Source organism: Halorarius halobius, from assembly GCF_024298865.1.
Classification (GTDB): Archaea; Halobacteriota; Halobacteria; order Halobacteriales; family Haloarculaceae; genus Halorarius; species Halorarius halobius.
This window is the reverse complement of the sequence record NZ_CP101163.1, coordinates 74,363-99,626: the sequence shown is the minus strand read 5'-3', so window position 1 is coordinate 99,626 and position 25,264 is coordinate 74,363. Positions and strand designations below refer to the sequence as shown.

22 protein-coding genes are annotated in these 25,264 nt (G+C 56.1%); 3 read left to right on the top strand and 19 right to left on the bottom strand.

Annotated elements, in window-relative coordinates:
* Positions 1-45: 45 nt before the first annotated feature.
* From NL112_RS21670 to NL112_RS21625, 10 genes are all read right to left on the bottom strand, one after another.
* A complete protein-coding gene (locus tag NL112_RS21670; protein WP_089768562.1) occupies positions 46-504 on the bottom strand; it encodes a hypothetical protein in 459 nt (152 codons plus the stop codon).
* Between the two features lie 159 nt (positions 505-663).
* Positions 664-3,303 (bottom strand): VirB4 family type IV secretion system protein, encoded by a 2,640-nt coding sequence (locus tag NL112_RS21665; protein WP_211087391.1) that lies wholly within the window; start codon positions 3,301-3,303, stop codon positions 664-666.
* Positions 3,304-3,523: 220 nt separating this feature from the next.
* Positions 3,524-4,801: a TraC-like domain-containing protein gene (locus NL112_RS21660; protein ID WP_254841483.1), complete on the bottom strand. Its 1,278-nt coding sequence runs from the start codon at positions 4,799-4,801 to the stop codon at positions 3,524-3,526.
* Positions 4,802-4,869: 68 nt separating this feature from the next.
* Positions 4,870-5,931: a hypothetical protein gene (locus NL112_RS21655; protein ID WP_139175813.1), complete on the bottom strand. Its 1,062-nt coding sequence runs from the start codon at positions 5,929-5,931 to the stop codon at positions 4,870-4,872.
* 271 nt (positions 5,932-6,202) lie between these two features.
* Complete coding sequence (locus NL112_RS21650) at positions 6,203-8,002, bottom strand: TrbL/VirB6 family protein (protein WP_254841481.1); 1,800 nt, start codon at positions 8,000-8,002, stop codon at positions 6,203-6,205.
* Between the two features lie 384 nt (positions 8,003-8,386).
* Positions 8,387-10,507 (bottom strand): DUF8186 domain-containing protein, encoded by a 2,121-nt coding sequence (locus tag NL112_RS21645; RefSeq protein WP_254841480.1) that lies wholly within the window; start codon positions 10,505-10,507, stop codon positions 8,387-8,389.
* A gap of 276 nt (positions 10,508-10,783) precedes the next feature.
* On the bottom strand, positions 10,784-12,574 hold the full coding sequence (locus tag NL112_RS21640) for an archaea-specific SMC-related protein (RefSeq protein WP_254841479.1): 1,791 nt from the start codon (positions 12,572-12,574) through the stop codon (positions 10,784-10,786).
* A 2-nt stretch (positions 12,575-12,576) separates the two neighbouring features.
* The gene (rdfA, locus tag NL112_RS21635; RefSeq protein WP_254841478.1) at positions 12,577-13,407 is read right to left on the bottom strand and encodes a rod-determining factor RdfA; all 831 of its coding nucleotides are present in this window, start codon (positions 13,405-13,407) and stop codon (positions 12,577-12,579) included.
* Between the two features lie 184 nt (positions 13,408-13,591).
* Positions 13,592-13,993, bottom strand: coding sequence for a hypothetical protein (locus NL112_RS21630; protein ID WP_254841477.1), 402 nt, complete (start codon positions 13,991-13,993; stop codon positions 13,592-13,594).
* A 331-nt stretch (positions 13,994-14,324) separates the two neighbouring features.
* Positions 14,325-15,710 (bottom strand): cytochrome P450, encoded by a 1,386-nt coding sequence (locus NL112_RS21625; RefSeq protein ID WP_254841476.1) that lies wholly within the window; start codon positions 15,708-15,710, stop codon positions 14,325-14,327.
* A 162-nt stretch (positions 15,711-15,872) separates the two neighbouring features.
* On the opposite strand from NL112_RS21625, the gene NL112_RS21620 reads away from it, so the two are divergent.
* Positions 15,873-16,955, top strand: a complete 1,083-nt coding sequence (locus tag NL112_RS21620) for a transcriptional regulator FilR1 domain-containing protein (protein ID WP_254841475.1) — start codon at positions 15,873-15,875, stop codon at positions 16,953-16,955.
* Between the two features lie 20 nt (positions 16,956-16,975).
* Here NL112_RS21620 and NL112_RS21615 read toward each other — a convergent pair whose 3' ends face one another.
* The 7 genes from NL112_RS21615 to NL112_RS21585 form a co-directional block, all read right to left on the bottom strand.
* The gene (locus tag NL112_RS21615; RefSeq protein ID WP_254841474.1) at positions 16,976-17,956 is read right to left on the bottom strand and encodes a hypothetical protein; all 981 of its coding nucleotides are present in this window, start codon (positions 17,954-17,956) and stop codon (positions 16,976-16,978) included.
* 111 nt (positions 17,957-18,067) lie between these two features.
* On the bottom strand, positions 18,068-18,286 hold the full coding sequence (locus NL112_RS21610) for a DUF8129 domain-containing protein (protein WP_254841473.1): 219 nt from the start codon (positions 18,284-18,286) through the stop codon (positions 18,068-18,070).
* Between the two features lie 28 nt (positions 18,287-18,314).
* Positions 18,315-18,590, bottom strand: coding sequence for a hypothetical protein (locus NL112_RS21605; RefSeq protein WP_254841472.1), 276 nt, complete (start codon positions 18,588-18,590; stop codon positions 18,315-18,317).
* A 138-nt stretch (positions 18,591-18,728) separates the two neighbouring features.
* A complete protein-coding gene (locus NL112_RS21600; protein ID WP_255152955.1) occupies positions 18,729-19,787 on the bottom strand; it encodes a DUF6610 family protein in 1,059 nt (352 codons plus the stop codon).
* Positions 19,788-19,966: 179 nt separating this feature from the next.
* Complete coding sequence (locus tag NL112_RS21595) at positions 19,967-20,893, bottom strand: phosphoadenosine phosphosulfate reductase domain-containing protein (RefSeq protein WP_254841470.1); 927 nt, start codon at positions 20,891-20,893, stop codon at positions 19,967-19,969.
* Positions 20,890-21,240, bottom strand: a complete 351-nt coding sequence (locus tag NL112_RS21590) for a hypothetical protein (protein ID WP_254841469.1) — start codon at positions 21,238-21,240, stop codon at positions 20,890-20,892. The genes NL112_RS21595 and NL112_RS21590 overlap by 4 nt, the downstream gene beginning before the upstream one ends.
* Positions 21,241-21,624: 384 nt before the next feature.
* Entirely contained in the window at positions 21,625-23,091 is a 1,467-nt protein-coding gene (locus NL112_RS21585) for a TRM11 family methyltransferase (protein WP_254841468.1), read from the bottom strand.
* 261 nt (positions 23,092-23,352) lie between these two features.
* Between NL112_RS21585 and NL112_RS21580 the strand changes: the two genes are divergently transcribed.
* The gene (locus NL112_RS21580) at positions 23,353-23,520 is read left to right on the top strand and encodes a DUF1931 domain-containing protein (RefSeq protein WP_254841467.1); all 168 of its coding nucleotides are present in this window, start codon (positions 23,353-23,355) and stop codon (positions 23,518-23,520) included.
* A 72-nt stretch (positions 23,521-23,592) separates the two neighbouring features.
* On the opposite strand, the gene NL112_RS21575 is transcribed toward NL112_RS21580, so the two are convergent.
* Positions 23,593-24,108 carry a hypothetical protein gene (locus tag NL112_RS21575; RefSeq protein WP_255152954.1) on the bottom strand — a complete coding sequence of 172 codons (516 nt, stop codon included), beginning with the start codon at positions 24,106-24,108 and terminating at the stop codon, positions 23,593-23,595.
* 21 nt (positions 24,109-24,129) lie between these two features.
* Positions 24,130-24,597 carry a hypothetical protein gene (locus NL112_RS21570; RefSeq protein WP_254841465.1) on the bottom strand — a complete coding sequence of 156 codons (468 nt, stop codon included), beginning with the start codon at positions 24,595-24,597 and terminating at the stop codon, positions 24,130-24,132.
* Between the two features lie 255 nt (positions 24,598-24,852).
* Here NL112_RS21570 and NL112_RS21565 point away from each other — a divergent pair, with 255 nt between their 5' ends.
* Complete coding sequence (locus NL112_RS21565) at positions 24,853-25,218, top strand: hypothetical protein (RefSeq protein ID WP_254841555.1); 366 nt, start codon at positions 24,853-24,855, stop codon at positions 25,216-25,218.
* The last annotated feature ends 46 nt before the right edge of the window (positions 25,219-25,264 follow it).

Genomic DNA, 25,264 nt, shown 5'->3' with positions numbered 1-25,264 from the left:
CGGCAAGGCGGCAGTCTGCCAGCGCCAATAATCGACTCAACGCCGTTACGTGGTGGGCGCACAAGTGCCGCCGGTCGCCCACTGGATGAGGTTAGCGATAGCGCCCCAAAGAAGGATGACGCCGGCGATCGCGACCGCGCCAACCATCAGCCGGAGGCCCCGCTTTTTCCAAGACTGGTTCCAGCCGTAGAAGTAGAGGATACCTCCGAGGACGAATCCTCCGGGCACGAGCGTCCATCCAAGGAGGAAGATGAAGTCGTTGATGTTGTGGATGGACTGGATGACTTCATTTGAGCTAACCTCAGTCCCATCTGGACAGTCTGCCTGCAAGATCACACTCATCTGCCGAGTCCAAATCGGCGCGGCCTGAGCCATCAGGTCGGCTTTTATGGTCGCGAACTGTGCGCGGGCAGCCGTGAGGAGTCCAAGCCCGCGTAGGCCACCAGGGAGGGCATCCGCGATGGCAAAAGCTGCGAGCTGGACACCGAGGAGTACGCTGGTCATATCTGTCTCCCGGTTAGTTTGAACCATGCTGGTCTAACACTTAACTCCACCGGGGGTACAGGCGAAAACCCGCTCTCTCCGATTGTACTGGTGGACTACAGGGAAGGTGTGAAATGACGAGAGGCAAGGTAGACGGAGCGAGAAGAGAAGGGAAGGGTATTATTCGGAATTAGTGTCGTCAGCAGTGTCCCCAGAGGAGGATGAGCCCCCACTTCCGTCTGTGATGGGGTCAGTTGGTGGCTCACTCGTTTCGCTGGGTGTCGTACTGGAGTCAGTAGTTTCCTTCTCAGCAGCTTCTTCGCCCAAACCACCGGCAGTCTCGGCGTTCTCCTCTGGTTGGGTGGTAGTCTGTTCACTGCGGGCGGTGGCAGCCTGTTGGCGACGCTGTTCAACCAACTGAGCGGTTGCGGCGGCCGTCTCAGGTTCAGTAAGGAGATCAACCGTGAGCTCGCTCGCGTGGATTTCGAGGTGTCGACGCGCGATTCCGGTGACGCTCAGGAGACATTCACTGAACTCGGACTCCTGTCCACGTGCAAAGCTCTGGATGGCCTCGACATCAGCTGGGGAGAGGTCGTAGTAGTCGATCACCTCGTCTGAAATTGATTCCTGGTAAAACAGCTGCTTGATGTCGCACTGGTCGTAGATCGCGCGTGGTGAGTGGACATCGTCGGTCTCCTGCATGAATTCTTCTGCAGTCTGGGAGATGAGCGTCAAGCCAGCGTTGAAGTGTCGGGAATGGCGGGTGAACAGGCCGATGAGCGAGCGGGCAGATTTCTGACTGAGCAGGTAGTGAACCTCCTCGAAGATGACCTCCATCCGGCGGGAGTTCTCGCGAGCCCGCTGGTAGCTCCAATCAAGCATAACGTGTTGAAGGAGAGGGGCTTGATTGGTATCCTGGAAGGCACTCATATCGAAGACGATGAGCCGCTCGTCCTCGAGGTCGACGGTCGTCTTCCCAGAGAGGTTCGCAGCGACGCCACCTGGCTGGAAGGCTTCGAGCGAGCGGAGGAGGCTGTTAGCTTCGGACTTGAGGTTGCTATCGTCCTTCGACTGAAGTCGGGAGGTGACTTCGTCGACGCGTTCATCGAGCTCGTCGCGTTCCTCACGGTGAAGTTCGGTAGCGTCTCCTTGGTAGCTGACGAATTCAAGTGGGTCCTCACCATCAGCAAGAGCCTTGAGGATGTCGAGGACGTCTTCCATAGTGGGGTTTTCGCGTTCGTGAGTGCGGGGTTCGGAAGTGATACCGTACATAAGGTATGCAAGGTGGAAGACCTGCTGAATGAGACCAGCACGTTCGGCGCTCAGGCTGTCGCCGCTCTGATCGTAGAACGTCCGCACCATCCCCGTCAAGGAACGGAGTTTGTCCTTGTAGGGGTCTTCAGCCTCACCCGTACCGCGGTGGATTTCGAGCGGGTTGATGGTGACGTCGCCACCGAAGGTGACGACATCGCCACCGAGGGTCTCGAAGAAGTCGACAAAGTCGTCACCGGTGGGGTCGAATGCAATAGCCGTGAATTCAGGGTCGATGAGGAGACGGCGCCAGAGAGAAAGTTTCGCGGCGAACGTTTTTCCGGACCCGATCTTCCCAGTGATGACTTTAGAGAAGCCGGAGAGGCTGTATCGGTCGACGATGACAGGGTTTCCAGTCTCATCGAAGCCATAGAGGACACCGTCCTCGTGAGCGATGGCGGGCTCGACGAAGCCGAAGAGGGTGGCCGCCGCGTCGTGTTCCATAAGGTCCGTGTTCTGGATGGGGTCGGAGACGACAGGTGCGATCGCGTCTTGGGATTCAAGTTGGCGAAATTCAAGGGGAACGAGTTCGACGTCTCGGTCAGCCACGAGTTGCTGGACCTTCCGAGCGGTCTCTTCGAGTTCATCGCGGGTACTGCCAGCGACTTCGATGTAGATACCGATGTCGTAGAGTCGAGTCGTCCCTTCGGTGAGGCGACGAAGGAGACGATCGAGTTCTTCCCGGCGGTTGAGGTCTTCGTGATAGTCTGTCGCGCCCTTTTCCTCCTTCCGAGAAAGGGCGATCTGGAGTTCAGTGAGACGGTCCTGGAGGGCACCACGAATCGTCGTGGGGTCGCGGGGAGTGTGATGATAGCTGACGCGGACATCAAGATTGGTCGTGGTGAGGTTGATAAGCCAGCCACCGAAGACACTCTCAGGAGCGCTTGCGGGAGTGAGGATACGGACGAATTCGCCGTTCCGGTAGAGAGTGGTTGGATCTTCGGGGACGATACTTGGTGGGGCGACGCTCGCTTGGTCGATCTGGGCTTGGCTGTCGGCGTCTTGGATGAGTCCAAGGCGGAATTCGTCGGGGTCTGCGGCCTCAAAGTCGATGAGGCGAGCAACCTGTTCACGGATGTTTGCCCGACTCGTCTCTCGGCCTTCCTGTTCGAGGATGCTGACGGCGCGGTCGAAGGTTTCGTCGTCGATTTTCTCGAGGTTGACGTTGGCTGGATCTGTTCGGGCGGAGGTACCGGCACCAGGGATAGATCCAGAACCACCGGGAAGCCAAGAGAGAAGACGATTCAGACGGCCGCTGTCGACCTCCGTCTCAGGTGCGCCGTTCGTTGCGTTTGTAGATGGATGTTGGCTCGAACCGACAAGTCGGCGTGACGCAAGAATACCAAGACCGAGGAGGAGGGCGACGCCGACGGCGACGCCGATAAGAATGAATGGTGACGGGGCGTTCGGGCCGCCTTGAATCGCTCGTTGGATCGTCTGAATGATCTGTTGCACTTGCCCGGTAGCGGATGCTATTCCGAGTACCCAGGCTACTGGGACGCTACTCATGCTATCGTGGGATACGTAGTGCCTCGGTAAATGGTTTCGCCCGTTGATAGCTTTCCACAAAGTAGACGTTTCGGCAAGTGGGTTGAGGGAGGACAGCGAGTTACCCCACAAAGTGCGGAGATAATTCACTCGTGGGGTAACGCTGGCAGTGGTGATACCTCAAGCGCCGCAGGAACAGTCGAGAAGATGGAGGAAGAAATGCTGAGATGGTCGGGAATCACTACGACCGGCGAGCTGGGAGAACTTCCGCGTAGGATTTGGGAGAATACTCGTCGAGTGGTGAGTCAGCGTGGTTGTAGTAGCGGTAGAGGACGTCCAGAACGTCTGCCCGGTCGTCCATCACTTCGGTCTGAACACCGGTCCTGGGGAGTGCTTCGGCAAACTCGTGTTGCCGACTTCTAACTTCAGAAATACACTGTCGTTCGATGACGTCGTCGTCGGTATTCGAGCCAATCCGAGAACGAACTGAGGAGGTGACAGAATTGACACAGCCGACGATTCGCTGGAAGAGAGATCCCGAAACAACGTCTGTAGAGTGTCCATAGGACTGTTCTCGGACGTGCGAACTCTCGACCCTAACGGCGATGTAGAAATCACGAACTTTGACTCGCCGGGTACCGACCGACTCATTGAGCCAGTCGATGTACGTCGACCGACCAAGCTGCATAATGTCTGGCGGATCCTCGGCCTCGTAGGCTGCACGTTCGATCTCCTCGAAGTGCGTCGTCAGATCAAATTCACGAGGAAGGGCGAGCACTTGGAAGGGGTAGGAGATTCCACGGAGAACGTCAGCGTACGCGTTGATCGTAGACTGGCGTCCTTCATCGTCGAGGGAAAGCCAACTCGTCGGGGTGATGTGAACAAGGCCGACGTACGCAGGTTCCTCGTTGTCGCTCTCCGTGACTAGAATGCCGTCTTCGCGAACATACTCGAAAGCTAGTTGCGCCTGCGTTGTTGTTTCCTCCTGCGTGAGCTGGTGGTAGTACTGGCTCGGGTCACGCTGTGGGCGTTCGCGAGAGTGCATCTGCCCGCCGTCAGTTACGATTTGCTGACCGCTGTTATCATCTGAGGCGGACTGCTGGGGGCCACTCGAGGACGAGGATTCTGGGTCCGGATCGCTGTTGTCGTCGGAGGTTTCGGAATCCTCAGAATGTAGAGTACGGATGTCGTCAAGGTGCTGTCCAGAAACGAGACCGCGTTCGACGGGTTGCCAGAGATAGCGATCCGGGCCCACGATGTGTTTTGCAGCCCCGAAGAGCCACTCGCGAGGGGTCTGACCGGCAGGTGTTCGCCAGAGAACGTACAAGCCGACGAGGAGGCCGAGAATCCCGCTTCCGATAGTAAGTAGCCCACTGAACGAGGGCTCGAAGACGTTGTTGATACCGGACGCAAGGATGATAGCGGCGAGTGGGATTACGCCGACTTCGAGATCGCTGACGCTGAGTCCGAAGAAGAGGCGATGCTCGAGTAACTGGCCGGCTACTGGGTACCGTTTCATGGGACGTCTCGTGTGAATACGTGTCGTGAATGCCTAAAAATTCTCTCCCCGATTGACATCGAGGTCGATTACTTGGAAGCAAAAAGGTCGGGAACCTTCGACTCCCAGTCGGTGAGCTGGATGAGCGGGTGGTGCGACGGCCCAACGAGAGCGCCGTACTGGCTCTGAAGCCAGCCGTCGATAGCATTGACAACTTCCGTGTCCTGTCGTTTGTCGGCGGGGCGGTCGAAAGAAATGATCTCCTCCCACGTGTCATCCTGGCGGTTGAGACCGACATAAACGGCGGTCTCCGTTCCCTCGAGGTAGCCGACGACGGTCAATTCGCCCGGATTCTCATCAGTATTTAGGCCCACGATAGGAGCACCGTACTCGATGGATGGGAACCAGTCAGATGCCGCAGTCCACATACCACCGGGTGCTGGCTCTGGTGACATCACATCGATGTAGACCTCGATCTGGATGTGATCGGTCGGAGGCTCCACGAGTAAGTCGATCTCATTCAAGTAATCCTGATTGGCGTCATCGATGAGAGTGGCGACTGGCCGATCACGAAGACCGACTTCCTCGGTCTCTTCGCCGGGGATGATGTCAGCCCATGCCTTGCGCCAGACGCCGTCGGTGTGGAGGCGGTACCCATACTCAACGACGTGACCGGACCGATCAGGGGCAGTAACCTTCATCAAAAAGGCGATGACCTTGTCGGTGTGTTCGATCTGGATGATGGGAACGGGAACCACCTCAACGAAGGACTCCTGGTAAATCCCCCCAGGAGTGAGTATCTCCCCGAGTTCACCGTGCTGGAGCGGGCGCGGTGGAAGCTGGGACACACAGGCGGCCGCGAAAGTATCATAGAACGACGGCCGGACGGTTTCCTCCTCGTAGAAGGTGGTTGCCCAAGTCGCGATACGATCATCGATAGCCTGCGAGAACTTCTCGTCGATGGAATCCTCGGTGAGGATGGTCCAGCCAGTCTCTGGTTCGAAGCCGACACCGAACCAAGTGTCTCCGGCGATGAAGCGGAAGCCAACGATGCCCTCACGGTCGACCCAGTCATCACCGATAGCGACGACGCCGCCCAGATTTTGAATGTTGGAGTTGTCGACTCGGGTGTGAATGTCGGTTCCGTCCAAGGTGGAGGTGGATTCGAAACTATCGGGTGCTTGGAGGCTGATGAAATCCGAGATCGAGAGTGGGTGCCTAGGGAGAGTCGCCAGCACGCGACGGGCGGTGGTCGTTTCGGAACCCATGTGTTTGTGTTTCTGTACTAATCTACCGCGTTCTGCTATTTAAAATATCAGCCGGGAATAAGCCCCTCGAGCAACAGCATAGAAGGGTCAATTACTGGTTCTAATGTGGTCCTGGAGGGGACTCGGTACCAGTGGAGGGATTCAGGTTGAATCGTTATGAGTCTGTGTTGCGGGTTCTATCGACGTAGTCGTCGACGGACTCCTGGATTTGTTCCTCCGATGGTGAGGAGGAAGGCGGGGAGACATCTCGATTGATGAGGTCAGGGCGCATCGCCTCCACTTTTTGCTGGTCCTTTGCCTTCACGCGGTCGTACCAAGCTTGGACTGATTCGTTGACCGAATGCGGATTCGCGTCTTCGATGTCGGACCCGCCAGCAACCGCTTGAGCTTCCTTGGGATCGAGTGCTCTGTCTTCATACTCTGGGGTCAGAGTCTCACCCTCTGGGAGAGGCGGATCCCCCTCAGGTAGTGCCAACACTTCATTATCCGCTGTGACTTCGCTTTCCGTACTTGCACCCAGATCGTCATTCGGTGGGTTCCAATTGCCGTTCTTCGCCCGCCGATAGGCGTGGCCGGGCCAATTCGCAATCGGCTCGTTGAGATTATTTTTCACGTGGCTCACACCCGCTTTTGCCTCGCGAGCACCGAGCGCCACGCCACCGCCAGCTAATCCGGCCCCAGCTCGAGCGCCCTGTCCCCACGTAGCCTGACTCATCCATTCTTTCCGTGATTTTACGCCACGGTAGGCGCGCTGCGCGTTACTCCGTGCAGTATCCCGTGCCGATGAGACACGTTGTTTCAGATTAGTTTTCGCCGAACTAGCTGCCTGTCGGGGGTGGAATTCGGGTTTTGCTGAGCCAGTCGCTCCATACGCCTTTGGGCCGGTTCCGCTACCGCCGCCGAAGTTTCGGAGGGTGTGCTGTCCGGCGCCACCGCCACCGGACGGAGTCGGTCCACCGCCACCTCCTCCACCACTACCTCCGGACGAAGACGGACTACCGCTGCCACCGCCGCGTAACGCACTCAGGCCACTAAACCCGAGAAGATGACCGGCGGAACTCCCACCCATCGACAGGGCCTGGATCCCGACGAAACCGGCGAGACCGAGGCCGGAAAGCCAGCCGAGGAACCGCTTCCAAAGGACGAGCTTATTCTGCGATGGGTCAATTCCGGCAGTGAGTGCTTCCGGGCCGTGAGCCCCGCTCGCGTTAGCCACACAGATGTCCGGGGCAGACATACTACAGCCGGTCTGAAGAGCGAGCGCGATGAGCGGCCCCGCGAGGAGGAGATACGCTGTGACCTTGAAGACAAACATAGCGACGTCGTTCGCGTACCGGAGTGGTCCCCAGTCGGTGTACCACATAACAAGCAGAATCGGGAAAGCGGTGTAGACGAGATGGATCATAAAGATGCGGAGGAAGAGGATCATCACAACGAGAGCGATAGCGATGAGAGAGATTGTACCGGCGGCGAGGTAAACGAGCACAGCGGCGATAGCCGAGCCCATCAAATCGCCGATGGCGTTGTTGAGGGCGGGGCCGGCGAGGGAGACCGCGTAAGTCTCGGGCATCACGAGCTTCGTAACGCTATTCGTGAAGACGACAGCGACGTGGAGGAATGGACGGATGAGAGCGAGTGCGAAGAGGGCTTTAACAATACGGATTCCCTGCCGTAAATAGGAGCCCTCTGGGGCTTCCGAAAAGAGTGCCGCGATCGTTCCGAGGACGATGACGGTCGGAAAGAGAATCAGCGAGTACTGGAGATTCTGTATAAAAGTTGCATTCGCTCCTTCCTGGTAGTACAACGGGTCGATAACGAGAAACTCCTGGACCATTCCCACGAAAACCTCGCCCAGGACGTTCGTCAAGCCGGTCGCGAGCGTGTTGACGATCCCCTCGAACCAATCCTCTGGGTCAAGGGGATTAAATAGCGGAATGATCGGGAGGGCAGCCATCGCCGCAGTGGAGGAAACGGTTTGTTGAGCTGTAGGTGCGATACCTAAGAGACGGTCTTGAATTTTGGCCGAGAGGATGCTGGATGACGTCGACGGTTCCATTGCGGAGGTTTCTGTTGAGTCCCTAGACTTTCGGTGGCGAAGACGGCGACCGACACGGTAGAGCCACCTACTAAGGGTGGTTGGAGAGCGCTCCATGTGAATCGCTGTGTCAGAATACGTTGTCCAATACCTATAACTTCTATCCCCGAACCAATCGGAGATAGCCATTGACCGAGGACAGTGAGTCGCGCTACGATCTCATCGTCAACTGAAGTTCGCAAGGCCGGCTGAATGACGAAGAAGTGGGTGTCGTCAATCTTGAGAGAATATTGCGAGGGATGGCTACTTGATGGTATACCAGCCGACCCCGACGAGCAAGCCTACGCTCACAGCCAGCGAGAGGAGAGCGGCCTGTACTGGCTGTAAAAAGAACGTCCAGAGATCAACAATCAGGCTCCCGTTTCCGGGAGAGATCGCGGTTGTGTGGCTGGACGAGTAGTAGATGTCGTGATTCTCTGTGTATGGGTCACCAGGGAAGCGCGCGGTGATCGTCACACTATCGAACGTAGCGTAGGCGACACCGTTGTCGTTTGTAGTGACTGAGGATTCGACCGCCCCGGTCAAGATCAGTTTCCGATCCGGGAGTGGAGTTCCGTCTGGGCCAGTAAGACGGAGTCTGAGTTCCGGCGGCTCGTTTTCTTCCCCTTCTGCCGGCGGAATCACTGTGTAGGTGAGCGACGAATCCTCCATCGAGGTGACCTCTGTTGTCGAGACGGGTATTTCATCCCCGAAGACCGACGTTACTGAGGTGATCTGACCGGGGGCATCCCTGATGACAATTCTCGAGGTCTGGTTGGCGGTCGCCGTAGTGAGATTCACATTTTCCGCCAGGGTCGCCCGCTTCGAGACGCCAGGAACAGTGCGCTGGCGGAGATCCGTCACCCGTCCGTGACGATACACATCCGTTTCTCCGACGGCCTCAACACTTGGGGACGGTTGTCGAGCAGTGAGTCGGAGGGCAAGTGTTGGTGGGAACTCCGTACGTTGTGGGTCTGTGTCCCAGTTCGACGTTGTTTCGCCCCAGCGGTACTGACGGACACCGTAGACCTGCCAGACGTTCGTTAGGCGTTGGGCACTAGCATTCGAGTCTCCTTCTACGTTGAGGGCGGCCCAACTCCAAAGTGCCCGTTCAGAGAGATGCTCCGGGCCCTCGATAGAGAGGACGATGGAGCGGCGGTCGTGTGGTTCCTCAATTACGCGCTGGGAAATCGAGACGCTGTCTGGTGGGACAACGTGGGCTGGCCGATCGTCGGTAACGGTGAGCTCATCATAGGTGGCATTGACTTCCGTGTGAGTGTACGTCCACGTATCGTTGTGCGGATGGTAGAAATAGTGATCAGTGGTGACTTCCGCGGTGACGTTGATCGTCGCCTGAAGCTCTAGACGTTGCCTCTCACCATCCGAAGGGGGAGCGTTTGCGTAGTCGATATACCGGGCCTCTCGTGCCGATGTTTCTGGTGTCGTGTGTTTCGACCACGTCTGATCGTCGATGCTGAGGTTACGCTCAACCCGTTGTGAGGCGAGATCGTATGTGGTGTTAGTGCGATAGCCGCCGACGACGGCCGTCACAGAGCGATTTACGGTTAGCGGGCCACGACCGGTGGCGCTGACGGTACGCGTGATAGTGTGACCGTCGAGCGTCTCGAACTCAACTGTCTTGGTGACGGTCTGTACGTCGTCCGACGAGTTATCCTCCGGCGCAGGGATGTTGAGGGTGACATCCTTTGTTTCGCGGACATAGCGGGTAGTCGTATTTGGTTCTGGGAGGGCGACGCGGTAGTCGACGTACTCAAGGACACGCCCGTCTGGCCCCATTAGATAAGTGCCGTTTGTTTCCGCTCCTGGGGCGTTCACTTCGGCAGCGCTGGTCGCACCCATATACGCGATGAAGCCGTCTTTGATGAATATGCTATCCTCCCGGTCCGGTGCGCTTGCCGGCCACCGACTCGTTGAGTTTGTTCGTTCAACTCTCGCCAACTGGTCAAGTCGATACTCCTGCAGTGTCCGGGGTGAGCCATCAATACGGACGCGCGTCTCTGGATTGGTCGTAAGCGTGTAGGTGTCGACAGCACGAGAGAGATTTTCAGTCGACGCGTTGGCCTCCACAACATACTGGAGGAGAATGCCACCACGACCGCCACCCGGAATGCCGAGAGCCTCCGTATCGCGGTCACTCGCGACAAATACACGAGCATTCCCGTCAACCGGCGGTTGCGCGGTAGAGTTGGATTCGTTGGTCGCGACTACCGCAATCGTGGAGAAGCAGACACTCGAAAGGAGAAGGAAGGCGACGAAGAGGCTGGAAAACTGCCGAGGTGTAGCCCTAGTGATAGTCACCGAAGGCTCGTCGGATGGGCGGGGGTTGTCTTGATCCCCCGCGGGGGTATCAAACCGGGAGGTCATACATCACCACTCCGGGACTGGATAGTAACCCGGATGATGGTAGCTTCGAGTGCTACTGGCCGCATAGGGGGCGAACTTACCTGCGAATATGTGGTCCGGCGACAAAGTGTTTTCCGCGATTGGGAAACAGTAGAGCAGCTACTCGTGGGCGTGATGAGTGAACGCCAGGGCGGTCGGACAGAGTCGTATATGGGAGCCAGAAGTCGCGTCTTCGCAAAAAGTCGTTGAGAGATTAACCCCCCGCGGGGGTATAAAATCAATAGTGAGCAGCGAGAGCTATCCTACGACTTCCTCAACATCGTCTCCGTAGGAGATGGTCTCCCAGTTGGTTGGAGTGACTTCGTGACCCTCGAAGGCGTCGTACTCGGGGAAGGCGGAGAGGACGAGGACATCGACGCGTTCGGAGAGGTAATCGACGAGATGGTGGATGTTGGTATCGTCGAGACCGGTATGCCCGTCGAGTAGCATAACGGGAACCCGGTCAGCGACATCGAATGCTTCGTGGCCGGCAAGGGCAGCGATGATGCCGAGGAGTTCCCGCTCGCCTTCACTGAGAGCGTCAAGTCTAGCTTCGCGGCCTCCACGTGCGACGATGAGGTCGAAGTTGTTGGTGAGGCGTGCTGTCTCGAACCCAACGTCGAATCTCGTGAGAATGTCGGAGAGCGCCGAATCGAATGCGTCCCGAGTATTTCGCTTCACACGCTCTTTGCGTGTTCGGAGGTCCTCGACCTCAGAGCGGAGAGATTCGAGTTCCTCTTCGAGGACATCACGCTGCGAGGCTTCCGACTTGACTGTCTCAAGTTCGCCACGAGCGTCTTCAAGCTCGGCTTCCATGTATTTGATCTCACTCTGGAGGTCAGTCGCGTGGTCTTGCGTCTCACTGACCAGACCTTCGAGTTCGTCAATCTGTGCTTCGAGGGAAGCTTTTCGTTCTCTGGCCGATTCAAGATTCGTCTGTGCGTCATCAAGCTGGGATTCAAGCTCTCCGATGCGGTCGCGAAGGTCGCGTTCTTTCCGCTCCGCGTCCCGTACGGTCCGTTGTTTTTCTTGAAGCTCGTTTACCTTCTTGCGGAGAGTCGACTCTTGGTCGCGAAGTGAGTTAAGACGGTCAGAGATACTGTCTAACTGTGCCTCGACCTCTTCACTAGAGGTGTCGTTCCCACAAATCCAGCACGCAAGCTGGTCAGAGAGCATATCGTGAGAGACGTCTGTGAGAAGCGAGAGACGGTCTTCTTCGAGAACGCGCTGATTTACCTCATAGATCGACTGGAGGAGTTCTTTATCGCGTTCGATTTCGTGGAGATCAGATTGGAGATCCTCGAGGTCGTCTTCGAGCTCCTCGTGTGTTGGGACATCCAACATCTCAAGTTCCTCTTTCTTTGCTTCAAGTTCATCCCCGACGCGATCTGCGGTTGATTCGTACCGGTTGATGTCTGTCTTGGTCTTCTCGAGCTGGGCGCGGAGGTTACTCAGCTCGTCTCGAGCGTCACTATCTGAAGAAGCTTCGTTGTCGAGCTCGTTCCACTCTTCTTGGAGGTCTTCGAGTTGGGATTCGAGCGTTGTGACCTTCTCTTGGAGGCGCGGGAGGCGGTTAGCAGCGTTTTGGGCTCGCTCGAGTTCGGCCTCGACCTGTTTCTGTTCGGCTTTGAGGTCGGCAATCTGCTCGTCGACGTTCTCGAAATCGAGGGGACGTGTGAGGAGGTCCTCAAGGTTTTCACCCATACGGACGGCTTGCCGGACCTCATTGGTCTCATCGAGGAACGCAAAGAGGGCAGCACAGACACGATCGACATCATCGGTGAGGTATGGATTGCCGGATTGTGTAATCGTGCCGTTGGTACGGGCAAGATCGACAGCGTAGGTGGTGTCGTCGATTTCGAGCTCAACGTGACCGTGATCTTGGCCTTCAGTGAGGCTTGTTTCAGTCCCGAAGGCTGTTTCAATTGCGGTGAGGAAGCTCGATTTTCCTTGCCAGTTGCTCGCTCGGACGGCGTTCACACCGGATTCGATCGTAGCCTCCCCTCGATGGATGCCTGCGATATTTTCGATTTCTAGATTCCAGGTCATGGTTACGCGGTGTTGAGCATACTATCTATTAGCATAGGCGATTGGGACGAGAACGAAGTGGCTCCGAGCGCCAGTAGAGAGAGCAGGAGAGAGGTTTGTGATGAGGGCACAGAATTCATCGTTGTATCTGATTGGTGGTGTGAATCGTTTTCGTCAGATTCGGTATTCTCCGACGGATCTGGAGTTGAGTTGTTGGGTGGGTCTGTATTAGTTGGATCCGTCATATGGTCGTTACAGACGTATCCTCGCTTGATTGCATCTTCGATGGGGACCCGTGTGTCGCATTTGGGGCATTGTAGTCTGATTTCGACGTCGACGGTGGCTTGGTCTGCAAAAGGAACAACGCCGTCTTTGGCAAGTTCTGGAAGGATGTTTTCTGTTTTTGAGGCAGCCATTCGTTTCGCCGACGCGATGGCTTTCTCTCGAGTCGTAGTAGTGGAATTGGCTGTGGACTGAGTGTCTTTTTCGACTTCGAGACAGTTTTTGAGGTGATTTCGGATTGTACCGTGAGAGACGAGAGTTTTCTTGAGTTCGTCGATGTCCATCCCGTCGCCTTCGAGGTCGGCCGCGAGCTCGGCGCGTTGGATGTTATCTTCGTTTACAATAACATCGTATTCTCGGTCCAGATGGATGCTAACAGTTGATCTCCCGTAGTTTTCATATATCGACTTGAGAACACGTTTGTTGAACCAGTCTGTGAGTTTTTTATATCCTTCTGAAGTGCGGCCGTCAGTTCCAGTCCACCGTTTCGCGAGGTAGTCATCTACAGAGTCATAGTCAGATCCGGGGGCTGTTAACCCATACTCTGCGATGAGATCGTCGACTTTGCACATCTCCGGGGAGGAATTCTATGTCCACATCAATAAAAGCGAAGTGTTCTTCAGACCGCCCGACATTCAGTTAGACTGGTGCTAAATATCCGTTTCTCGTCCAAGGAGTGCCTAATTGAGCGGTGAGTACTTTGGAGATGTGTTCTCAATATCTGTGCTTCGTAACGCTGAGCGAGTTGCTGCCGGCCTATTCAGTTAGTGTGTGATAGGGGATGTGGAGGAGGTGTGTCCGGCATTCTTTGCAGACGATCGAGAGCTGTGGTCCTGTGTTATCTGTAAAGTGATTGAAGTCGAACTCGCCGTCAGAGGAAGTGTAGGTGGCTTCTCTAAGTTCCATAATAGCGAGTTCGGTGTTTTCACAGATAGGGCAAGGGTCACCTCGGGACCAGTTTGGATATTTGGTACTCTGTCGGGCGCAGATCTCATCTTCGGGCATTTGTTCGATGAGGTCGACCACTGTGTCGAGGTCGAGGTGACGATTGATATTGTGAGAATCAGTGGTCGGAGCCGTCGACTGGCTGGATGAAACATCGATTCCTCCGTCGGTGGATATCTTTCCGTTTTTCAGTGTGATGACGATGGTCGTCATGGGGGCATTCTACTATTGCAGGGAGCGGTTGGCAGGGCGGTACTTCCGGAGTGGTGTGTTTTGAACTAGTGGTGTGCTGACATTATCTAATTCGGATGGAACGGGCAGGCGGATATCGATCCGTAATGACTGCTTTAGAGATGGGAAGAGTAGGAAATCGACGATTGAATTCCGGTTCATGAGATACGCTTTTGAATATTACCGGATTGTGTGTTATACTCACCCGTGTTTACACCGTCAAAATGTATGAACATACACAGGTACAGAAGACGGAGCTTTAATCGATGATTACGAAGGGAATGTGTATCGGATCAGGTGTAAGATTGTACCCTCAACGGTGTCGAATTCGCAATGGGATGCCTTCTTTTGATTGAGTTGTAACCCGTGGTTCGAGTTCAATTGCTTCGTCGTTCTCCCAATCAAATTGGAATTTCTGCCCGATCGTTGCTAGGACTACTTTTGCTTCTAAGAGAGCGAACTCCCGACCGATGCAAGTTCGACGTCCACCACCAAAGGGGGCGTACGCAAAGTCGTGGAGTTCTTCCTCAAACTCATCAGTCCATCGTTCCGGGCGTAACGCCATAGGTTCATCATAGAACCGTCCATCTCGATGGATATGGATTATCGATAGGTGGATTTCGTGGTCCTCGGGAATCCGATATCCACCGACTTCGACATCAGTGAGCGTCCGGCGCGGAATCGTATGAACTGGTGGGTAGAGCCGTAGCGCCTCAGTAATTATTCGGTCTGTGAACTCCAACTCTTGGAGGTCGTCGTAAGTGGGCGAGTCTCCATCGAGAACTGTGACCAGTTCCGTATGAAGTTGCTCTTGGAGGTCTGGGTTCGTCGCCAGCGCGTACCAAGTAAATGCGAGAGCTGCGGCGGTCGTCTCGTGCCCCGCAAAAACCATAGTGATCAATTGATCTTCGATCTCTTCGATTGTAAGATCTGATCCATCCGCCCTATTACGCGCCTTTTGGAGCTGTGTGAGCAGGTCTGGAGTATTTGAGTGAGCACCCTGCTTAGAGTTCGATTGGCCCTCGGACCCACCTGTCTCGTCTTCTGAGATTCTTGTTCGGTCGCTTCCTTCTTCGAGTAATCTTCGAACCTCCTGACGAAGGCGCTTCGTGGATTGATTGAATCGATGCCGTGCTGGTGTCGGGAGCCACGGTGGCAGAATCCATGATGATGGTGTGAACCATTCGTTGAGTCCGTCAGCGGCATCACGAAGTTCTTGATCCTCGCCAGGGACCAACGAACGACCGAACAGCGTGGAAAAGAGAACCTCCAGAGTGAGGTTCTTCATCTCAGGCTCCATATCTAGTGTTTCACCCTCAATCCACGTTTCGAGACGTCGTTCGGTACACGCAACCATCTGCTCTGTGTAGTCTCTTATGTGGTCTCGGTAGAAGAGCGGTTGCAACATATCACGCTGTTGTCGCCACTTCTGGCCCTCGACCGAAAGGAGACCGTTCCCGAACGCGCGTTGATAGTCCTCGGTTTTCCCGAAGACTTCGACATCGGACACAAGGACACGGTCAAGATGGTCTGGGTGAGTGAAAACAAAAACATCGTCGACTGCCGGGAGAGCCATCCGGTAGATGTCTCCGCACTCCGACGTCGCCCTCTCTACAAACGTGAATGGATCGCGAGCGAACTGGACAGCGTTTTTTAGGACCGGATAACCCGACGGTGCCGGTGGTAGTTGGGAGCTCACGATAGTCGCTCTTTGTATCAGTATATGTAAAAAGTACCGCTGAGAGATGGGTTTCGGGTGGGTTTTGAAAAGGAAGGGTATTCCAATAAGCTCGAATCAATATCAGATTTGTGCGATATATTCATAGCATTGGGTGTGCACTTTAGTAACGGGTGAAAACAAGTGACGCAGTCCGAGCGTGCGACCACAAATCCACTCACGGACGAACGGATTGTCGTCCGTGAATTCATTAGTGATCTTGCTGGGTCCACCTCTTTAGATATACTGCGTTCACTCGACGAGGGCGCAAAGACGGCCTCGACTATCGCACAATCGGGAGAGATCACCCGACAGACGGTATCGAAACATCTCGTGCAACTCACCGATTTGGGGTTGACGAAAACAGCTGATACTGGTGGATATGAGCTGACGGCAGGTGGGAAAATCACGCTGGAAGCGTTTGAATCGTGTCCAAATGGTCTCGATCGCGAGCCACTCACCCAGCTAACTCGGTCAGAACATACCATCCCGCTGTTACAAACGCTTGCAGAGCAACCCAGCCGCCCGAGCGAATTGGTGGACATAACCAACGGGTCTCCGTCTCGCGCAACTGTTCGGAGAGCGTTACGGATGTTTGAGACGGAAGGATGGAGTGTAGAGAGCGACGGTGTTCACAGGCTCACGCCCGCTGGGCAACAAACAGTAGAACGGTATGAGGAACTGGCCGAGACAATCGAGCAGGTGTTGGATAAAGCACCTTGGTTCCAACGGCTCAATCCAATTAGAACGGATATTCCAGTTCGAGCCCTCGCTGACGCAAAGCTGTATGTCTCCTCACCCCACTCTCCGGGAATCGTCCTGGCGACAGCTCTCAAACTCTGCGATCCACGGCTTGACCACTTCCGCGTGTTGACATCGATTTTCAACCCGACGCTCTTTAGCGCGTACAATAAACTGCTCAAACTTGGTCTGAAAGGGGAGGCAATCGTCGACGCCTCGCTCTACCAGCGACTCCATGAAGAAGAGATGGAGTACTTTCTGGACGACTCAAACTACGACAACTTTCAGATATTCTGTCTCGACGAACCACTGACGCTCGGCATTGGTATCTACGATAGGGAGCAGATCGCGGTTGGGGCGTACAATAAAATTGGGGAGGGAGAACATATCGCGATGATCCTCAGTTCAAATGAAGCGGTAGTCCAATGGGGTGAAGAGCTCTATAATCACTATCGGAAACGGGCTCGAGACCCTGCGGAAATGTAGACGTATTGAGTGAGTTAGGGCTATTCGTCTATAATAGATTTCTTGACGCCAATCAGCTCTTCGTATAATTGGATTCCGTCTTCGATGAGTCCTTCGTCTTCTGCGTCAGTGCTATAGGTGCTGTCGAAAGATTCGATGTCGTGGGCGTAGTCGTTTCTTGCGTCTCGGATTTTATTGATGGTGTTGTAGTCCTCATCTTCGATGAGTCCGAAGCTTCTGCACCCGTTGAGACATCGGTCGAATCCCCAGTCGTCGTCATAGAAATTTGAGGCAGCAGGGTTGTCTTGAGCCTCCTCAAAGTAATCCTCTAGCGAGTCTTTGACATAGTTCTCGAAGTAGACAGACAGCAGGATTACGAGTATATTGTTTCGGTCGTGATTGTAGGCCCAGAGGACGTCGTTGAAGTGGTAGAATATCTCGGGATCGGATCGTCGGACCTTTTCTTCTAAATTGAAAGTTTCAAGCAGTTCTTGATCGGAATATCTGGCTATATGAGCCTTGATCGGTTCGACTATGCTGTGCTGTATTGTGGAATAATTCGCTGAGTTTAATTTGGAATAGACGATGTTGTTGTCTTTTTCGAAGGTGGGAGAAGAGCTACCGAAACGTGCGTATCGTACTCTTATCGGTAAGAGAGCGTCAAATTTCGAAAGAGATTCGAGAGCGATCTGATTTACCGCTGCACTCGATGTGAGTGGTTGTTCTTCGGTGAATTCGACGACTGCGATCGGTATCTCAACGGAGTCGGTTCCTTCGAGGAACCATCTTTCGAGATCGTCAATCTGATCTAACCCAGTCGGTTCCCAGCTTACTTCGCGGTATACTATGGCGTCGAATGGATGCTTGGTGAATTTCTCACCGGAGTCAAAGAGGAACGGGTTGAAGTAGGATAATCGGAGTTCTGGAGAGACTTGGAGCTTGGTACCACCAATATCCGTCAATTCGTCTTCCAGAATTCTCACGGCCTGAGTAGAGAACTCGCTGAATGGTTCAGCCGACATTTGTAGTTGTATACCCTTGATGTCCGATTGTGTAGTAGTTCTTTGGGACGGAGTTGATGGAACTCTTTTTTGTGTTCTGAGTGACCACTTGAAGCAGTGGTGTGTTCGGGACTACTCCGACTGTTCGTCGGCGAGTTCGCGAGCTCGTCTCGCGAGGAGGCGTTGTATCCAAGTTCGGTTTTCGTGCTGGTTCTCGTAAGCGAGGTACTGCTGGACTGTTTCTCGGGAGTGCATACAGTGCAGGCCCGCCTTGATGAGGCATGCGTTGGACGTGTCAAGAAATCGGTCCGGTGGGAGTTCCTCGAGGATCTTGTCGTCTGAGTCAGTCACGATGTCTTCACCTCCGTTGGATGACGCCTTACTCATAGGCAGGGGGTGAGGTGTGGATCGCCGGCGGGTCAGACCACGACTCTACTTCCTCCTGGACGGCTGTGAGGACGGCTTGCGCTTGCCTCGAATGTGAATCTTCGTTCGTCGGCAGGTCAATGAGCACCCGGAGTTCGAGGACATCCTCGAGTTCGATTCCCGGGACGGTGTAATAAAGCGTGTAGAGAACCTTGTCGTGGATGGTTTCAGGCGAGTCACCGGCTTGTGCGATCGTGTCCGGGTCGACGGTAGAGGCAGCTGTTGACATATGAAACACTTCACCTGCTTGGCGGTGGGGAGAAACCCGCGTGTCTGGGTGAATTCCCGTTCAGAGGTGATAGCGGTCTCCGTAGTTACCCCACGAAGAACGTTGCGGATGCCTCGCCGTGGGGTAACTTGAGAGAGACTAATCACCGTTGACGGGCGTGAGTCCCTCCTGGTACTCGATACGCTGCCGTTCCGACTCGTTGCGGTACGCAAGCGTCCATCCGTTTTCGTACGCGATAACGATCGCATCCTCGAGCGGATCGTAGTCGGGATCCTCCGGGTCGTAGACCGGTGCATCGTCAGGAACGAACGGACTCGGCTCTTCGTAGATGTTTCGCCCGCTCGCTGCCCAGACGGGGTCCTGTGGCTCCTGAATCGCTTCTCCGTAGACGTCACAGGGGGTCGTCTCCGGCCAGAGGTCGCGTTCTTGCCAGAAGGCACGCATCTCACGGAGACTCCGACGGACAGTTTCACGAATCCCGAGACTGTCAGCGGATTGCCAGCCATCGCGACTCCAGTACTCTCCGAGGTAGGCGACCTTCGCCGGCCCGTTCCAGTCCATCCCGACGATGTTCGCCGGCGGCGCACCTGTGAGCGTTGGCTGCGTGAGATCCTGGAGCGCCTCGTACTGGACGGGAGGACTCCCACCGAGGAGGTGAATATGGCGGCCACGCCAGTCCACAGGGTCGCTGTAGTCGTCTGCGTGGAGGGACGAGTAGCCGAGCGGATACCCGAGGACCTGGTCGTCGTCGATAATCTCGATTGCCTCATGGCACTTCGGGACGATAATGTACGTTGTCGACGGGTACTCTTCGCGGAGGTTGCGAGCGAGTTGGGTGTACTCGCGAGCGTCCTGCGGCGTGTCAGCGTCACCGATGACGGCTACATCGGGCTCGTACTCGCGGAACCGGTCGACGTATCGGTCGGGATCGGGGTCGTGGAACTCGTTGTCGAGCATAACCACCGGGAGGTCGACGTTCCGGTAGGAGTCGATCTGGAGGCGATAGTCCTCACGGATGCCCGTGGTGAAGCCAAGTTTGTAGGCGTCTGTCGCGAACGGCGCTCTGAAGAGGAAGCCGATATATGCGGGGCGACGGGCCGACTCGAGGGTGTCCGGCTCGGGTGCCGCGTGCGGTGGTGGGAACGGACGTTGTATCTCGGTCGAAGCCGAAGCTACCTGAAGAGAACTGGAAGCCATACGCGGGAAGTGTGAATAGCTGGTTGCGACGGTTCTTGACGAACGATACGGATGCCGTGCTGTGCAGCGGCTCAGGCCAGCTGCCGTGAAGAAAGACTCGCGAGACAGGTACTGTCCCGATAGATGGAGGAATTTATATCTCGAGCGTTCAGGTGACGAGTTGTGGTCTAGTGCGACGGTTAGGAGGTATTGCACTGATGGCGCTGCTCGCAACTCTGGCAGAGGAGCATCTGGTCGGGATCGTCCATCGCCTCGCGTTCGTGGTCTTTCAGTCGGTTATGGCCCCAGCGGTTGTACGCCTCGTCGGGTCCGTCGTCCAGGGCGGCGAACGCGCCGACGGTTGCTTCGAGACAGAGAATGCGCCGATAGACATCGGGATAGAAGAGCCGGATCATCCGGAGTTCTTTCCGTTTGGAGAACGCCCCACAGAGGCATTCTCCCGAGATTTCGAGCGTCTCCTTTACGGGTGACATCGGGAGGTCGAGGCTGCGTCGGTAGCGGCGAACATCGAGTGGAGTGAATTCGACGAGCGGAGAGATCGTCGGATAGCCAAGGAACTCCTGCTGACCGCTCGCGTCGACGTTTTCCATCCGGTTCTGCGATTCGTGCCGGGAGACACCGGAGATGAGAAGGAGGTCGTCCTCAAGCATCTTCAGGAAGCGCGAGAGCGGCTTCTCCTTGAGATTCCAGTACATATACTTGTGCGCTCCGGGGCCAGGGAAGCCAAACCGCTGGATGAGCGCCGTGTATTCCTCGTGCGGCCGACGGTACTCGTGCTCTCGGCCCGGATCGTCGCAGGGTGCCCCGACCTCGTAGTACGGGATGTCGAGCGCTTCTGCTCGCTCCTCGACAAATGCGGTCGTCTCCGGGATGCCGATCCCGGTGTTGATGTGGATGACACCATCCAGATCGAGGTAGTGAGATTGATAGACGACGTGCATCGCGGTCAATGAATCGTGGCCGCCAGAGACGAGCGCGTAGACACGGTCTGTTTCAGGGGCGGCCTCGATCACGCGACGAGCGGTGTTCGCAGCCTCGGCGTTGACGTCGTCGGGGAAACCCAGCCGGAAGTCCGACGTCGACGAGACGGCGGCAGTAGAGCTCATATTGAGGCGTCGTGGTCGAGGTTGTTTGTGAGGGCGAGCCAGAGAGCGTATGCGGCGTGGCGGTAGAGGACGGTCTCACACTCGGGACACCAGTACTCGACGGTGCCGAGTCGATTGAGGGCGGCGCTGAACGCGCTCGACCCATCGTGATGAATCGCGCATTCCTCGTTCAGATGCATCTCGTGGAGGTGGGACGTCCCACACTCGGGACAAGGCTGACCCGGCTCCCAGTCGTCGCGTGCGATGGCTGTGACGGAGTACGGTTCGTCGCTTGGACGGGGCCCAGTGAGCTGGTAGGAGGTCTCGCTGCGGGTGTCGGGGGACGTGGTGGAGCCTGTCTCGGTCATATGGATCACGCAGCCCGTTCGACGGGCTTTCAGGCTCGAAGAGCGAGAAAAACACACCGAGCGAGGAGGGGGCGGTTAGAACGGTGGTTCGACGTCGATCGCTGCGACGTACTCGTTGATATTTTCCTGTGGTAACGGGGCATGAGGAGTGGGTTCGTCGTCAGTTGTTGGGATCGCACGAAGCGCCGAAGCGAAGGTGCAGTGTGGACAGTCGAACCAGTAGGTCGCGTCCTCGTTCGGGGCGGGGTCAGTGAAGATGATGATGAGCGGATCAGCTCCGCATTCGGGACAGGCGTGGGCTGAGGCGCGCTGATGGTGTTGGCGGCGAGTTGTCGTAGAGTGAGCGCGAGAGGACATAGTGTTGGGAAGGGTGGGGGACAGAGATTAGTTCTTCTGTGAAGCGAACTGTTCGAGGGATTCCTGTTCGGTTGGGGCTGTCGAGGCGGTTGTGGAGTCGTCTTCCTGGTCGGTGGAAAGAGTGGATGGCGCTCTGGAAGTGACGCCGGGATCGCATTCGTGTCGGTTGTGGTGCTCTTCGAGGTAGTCAAGGCGCTCGGAGTGTGGGCGGTAAAGGATGGTGTCGTCGTCGGTGACGCAGTAGTTCTCGGGTCGCGCTCCGCAGGTAGGACAGTCGACGTACCAGGAGGGGTGGAGATACCAGCCCTCGCCACACCGAATACACGAGTGCTGTGCCTCGGCGTCTGAGTCGGGCACGTGGATGTCCAGGGGTGAGCGGTCGGTCGCGTGGACATCGAGTCCCGTGTTCTGTTTCATGTCTATACTGATGATCCAGTCCTGCTCGACGCAGGGATGCTCGATGACGGCGACGTGGGAGCGACGATAGTCGAGGCGCTGCGGCATACAGGTCGCGGTGTGGCCGACTTGGATTATCTGGCCGCCCGCGGCGATGAGTGGATGGAGTTCCTGTTTGAGTGCTGTATCCCGGCCAGTAGTGCGGCCAGCGTAATCGGTGGTCTGCTGGAACGCCTCACTCGGGAGGTCCACGAGGACGGTGTTGAAGATGCCGGCAGCGAATTCGGCTGCGAGTTCGCGCTCGTCGAAGTGGTACGCGGCGTCGACGGATTCGTCAACGCTCATCCGCACAAGGTGGCCGTCGTGGGGGAGTGACCGTTCACGCGTCGAGACGTTGAGGACACGCCCGGAGAGGTGGGTGGCAAGGTAGTCGGCGACGCCGGCTTGAGGCATAATCTCAGGGCTGAGGCGGATGTACTCGAGGGTGAGGGGCGTGTTCCCATTTCCGCTGGTCGCGGCGCCACCTGACGCGGTGGCTTCTGCGTTCGGGAGTGCTACGTCGGTTTCGTGTATTGGGCGGCGTGCCGACGTGATCTCGTTTTTGGGTTTCTGAGCGACGACACTGAGCCAGTCGTGCTGGCGGCCAAGGGTATTCCAGACGGCGACTTCTTCGAGCGTGTACTCCTCTTCAGGCGGCATAAGCGACGTCGTATAACCGAGCCGGATAACGCGACCACCGGGTTTCAGGAGGGCGTCGACAACGCGAGCGAGTTCGGTGACTGTGGGTAGTGTGTCCTCCTCGCAGTCGTAGGTGGTCGTGCTCTGTCGTTTCGAGAATGGCGGGTCGAGGACGATCGTGTCGAACGATTCAGCCTCGAGGATGTCAGGAAGGTCGCGGACGTCAACGTGATAGTCGGCGTCGATATCGGGATTGATGTCGTTCCGGACGATCCGCCCATCGTGGGTGAGCCGGGTCCGTCCAGCACACGCATTGAGGACGCGACCGTCGAGTTGCGATTCGACCCAGTCGCGGAGCTTCTGTGCGCCGAACGTCCAGCGGTCAGGCTGGACCGTCCAGTAGGAGAGCGAGGGAGGCATCTGGTGAGTGGAGAATGGTTTGCGGAGCGGGCGCTGTGAGGAGGGGTGAGTGTTACTGAGGGGTTACGTTGGAGGCTTGGCCGGTTCTACCGAGATTGTATCATATGTATCTGAGGTATCTGATGGTGGTGAGATATGTGAGTTACCAGACGGGGGAGACTCGATGTCGAGCATGATGAGTCCTCGGAGCATATAGGACGAGAGAAAACAGGCGATAGAGGCGTTAATTATTAAGTTAGGGTCTGAGAATTAGGAACGCGTATGGCAGACCTGATTGTCCAATCGAAGATTCGAGAGCACCTCGACGGAATGAATGTCTCGGCAGACTTCTTCGACGTGCTCGACGAGGAAGTCGCTGAACTCCTTGACGATGCTGCGCGTCGTGCAGAAGCGAACGACAGGAAGACCGTTCAAACTCGAGACCTCTAATCCGATCTCGTCACCCCATTTCGTTTGATTCGCTGTTGTTATCTGCACTTTCTGTAGCCGCCGTTTGATACGCTACACAGTGACGATGGTTTCGCAGTTCACGCATCGAAAGAGGATGGTCTCGCAGTCGGGATCGTCGTAGTCGACATCGTGGTCGGGGAGGACGGTCGGATCGGAGACGAGCTCGTTCCCTGTGAGTTTCTCGCCGCAGTCACAGGTGAGCGGCCAGTCGAGGGATGAGAGGAGGTCGCTGGCTGGAAGTACCCCATACGATGCTTCGTCGATGTACTCGTTCTGGGTTGGGGTGAGGAGGTCCTGCGAAACGGCGCTGTGCTGGCCGTCGAATCCGCCGTGCCAGAAGACATCGATAGCGCGATACTCGATGGTGAGCTGGGTCTTGCATCTCGCACATCTGACGTGGACGTAGTGGGTGTCGAAATTGTTCGGCACCCCTTCTTCGGTAGATTCGAACTTGGAGTTCTGACAGACTGGACACGCTGGCTGTACACTGATGTATGTCGGCTCAGCGGCCTGGTCTGCTTGCTCGTCAGTGTCGTTGTTCTCGGACGCCGTATCAGTAGATTCCATAATGATGAGCTGGGTGTGGGATTACGCGGACGATTCAGACCGAGCGTCGGGAGTTTCCGTAGCCGACTCTACGGACGGGTTCTCGGGAGCGTGATCGAACGAATTATAGGTGATAGTCCCATCGGGCCAAGCGACCCACTGGCCGGCAAGTAGCGGGAAGCGACACTTCTCGAAGCCGACGGTCTCCACGACGAGTTGTTCCTCAAGGTGGGGCGCGAGACGTTCGAGGAACTCCTCAGTGCAGTGGTCTTCCCGATCAACGACAGTCCCATCTTCGTCGAGGATGGGCTTGGTGACCTCGAAGGCAACGTACCCGTAGAGTTCGAGGTACGGGTTAGTGTCCTCCTGGCTGGGTTCGACAACGCCGATGGTCAGGGAATCGAAACTCCCGTAGAAGTCGTAGTCGTCGATTATTGCTTCAATTGTCTCGACAGCGTCGGGGTCGACAGTTGGATGGTTCGATGCGGTAGTTGCTTGCAGGGTTGCCATAAGCGGTTCAGGTCCGTGGCCGCAAACAAAGACGCGTTAATCGAGAGACTGCTGGGATGATGGGGTTAGACGGTGAGGGCCTCAGAGGGCTCTTCACAAAGTAGTTATTTCAGCGTGGACTGGCTGAATACGTTGCTCAGTAAGGTGTGCAAGTTAATTGTGAGTAATGGGATTTTGATCTCTTCTTGGAGAAAGAGTTTGAGCCATCTAGCAGAACAAAATTGAATATCTGACCCTGAGAACTCCCTTCAGTAAATGGTTGAGGTCGTCTCCGCGGCGAGCATCTTACTCATCAGCGCATTTGCAGTGAGCGCGAGCATCGTGCCGGCTTACGCAATCATGAACCGCTTCATACGCGACGAGGCATTCAACTGGAGTACGACCCGCGGGATCGGCGTAATGCTCTTTGCCGCCGTACTCTTTGCCGGGATGCTCACAGTGAACGGCATTGCCACCACCTCGTACACGCTCCCATCACTCGAAGCACTAGTCGCCTTCCTGATGGTCTTCATCGCGGCGCTCGCCGGAATGGTGGTGTTCGGCGCGCTCCTCGCGTACCCACTCCACCGGTTCCTGCAATGGCAAGAACCACCCGACATCATCAAAGAATACCGGCCATAACAACAGGACGTCACCAAACTGGTGTGCTGGTTGGTGAATTTTTAAT

What these genes read in the sequence shown, in the direction of transcription:
- NL112_RS21600 (WP_255152955.1), bottom strand. Translation starts at nt 19,787, where the DNA reads ATGGCTTCCAGTTCTCTTCAGGTAGCTTCGGCTTCGACCGAGATACAA.
- NL112_RS21640 (WP_254841479.1), bottom strand. Translation starts at nt 12,574, where the DNA reads ATGACCTGGAATCTAGAAATCGAAAATATCGCAGGCATCCATCGAGGG.
- NL112_RS21595 (WP_254841470.1), bottom strand. Translation starts at nt 20,893, where the DNA reads ATGAGCTCTACTGCCGCCGTCTCGTCGACGTCGGACTTCCGGCTGGGT.
- NL112_RS21645 (WP_254841480.1), bottom strand. Translation starts at nt 10,507, where the DNA reads ATGACCTCCCGGTTTGATACCCCCGCGGGGGATCAAGACAACCCCCGC.
- NL112_RS21570 (WP_254841465.1), bottom strand. Translation starts at nt 24,597, where the DNA reads ATGGCAACCCTGCAAGCAACTACCGCATCGAACCATCCAACTGTCGAC.
- NL112_RS21590 (WP_254841469.1), bottom strand. Translation starts at nt 21,240, where the DNA reads ATGACCGAGACAGGCTCCACCACGTCCCCCGACACCCGCAGCGAGACC.
- rdfA (WP_254841478.1), bottom strand. Translation starts at nt 13,407, where the DNA reads ATGTGCAAAGTCGACGATCTCATCGCAGAGTATGGGTTAACAGCCCCC.
- NL112_RS21670 (WP_089768562.1), bottom strand. Translation starts at nt 504, where the DNA reads ATGACCAGCGTACTCCTCGGTGTCCAGCTCGCAGCTTTTGCCATCGCG.
- NL112_RS21615 (WP_254841474.1), bottom strand. Translation starts at nt 17,956, where the DNA reads ATGTCGGCTGAACCATTCAGCGAGTTCTCTACTCAGGCCGTGAGAATT.
- NL112_RS21580 (WP_254841467.1), top strand. Translation starts at nt 23,353, where the DNA reads ATGGCAGACCTGATTGTCCAATCGAAGATTCGAGAGCACCTCGACGGA.
- NL112_RS21575 (WP_255152954.1), bottom strand. Translation starts at nt 24,108, where the DNA reads ATGGAATCTACTGATACGGCGTCCGAGAACAACGACACTGACGAGCAA.
- NL112_RS21650 (WP_254841481.1), bottom strand. Translation starts at nt 8,002, where the DNA reads ATGGCTGCCCTCCCGATCATTCCGCTATTTAATCCCCTTGACCCAGAG.
- NL112_RS21565 (WP_254841555.1), top strand. Translation starts at nt 24,853, where the DNA reads ATGGTTGAGGTCGTCTCCGCGGCGAGCATCTTACTCATCAGCGCATTT.
- NL112_RS21630 (WP_254841477.1), bottom strand. Translation starts at nt 13,993, where the DNA reads ATGACGACCATCGTCATCACACTGAAAAACGGAAAGATATCCACCGAC.
- NL112_RS21665 (WP_211087391.1), bottom strand. Translation starts at nt 3,303, where the DNA reads ATGAGTAGCGTCCCAGTAGCCTGGGTACTCGGAATAGCATCCGCTACC.
- NL112_RS21660 (WP_254841483.1), bottom strand. Translation starts at nt 4,801, where the DNA reads ATGAAACGGTACCCAGTAGCCGGCCAGTTACTCGAGCATCGCCTCTTC.
- NL112_RS21585 (WP_254841468.1), bottom strand. Translation starts at nt 23,091, where the DNA reads ATGCCTCCCTCGCTCTCCTACTGGACGGTCCAGCCTGACCGCTGGACG.
- NL112_RS21605 (WP_254841472.1), bottom strand. Translation starts at nt 18,590, where the DNA reads ATGTCAACAGCTGCCTCTACCGTCGACCCGGACACGATCGCACAAGCC.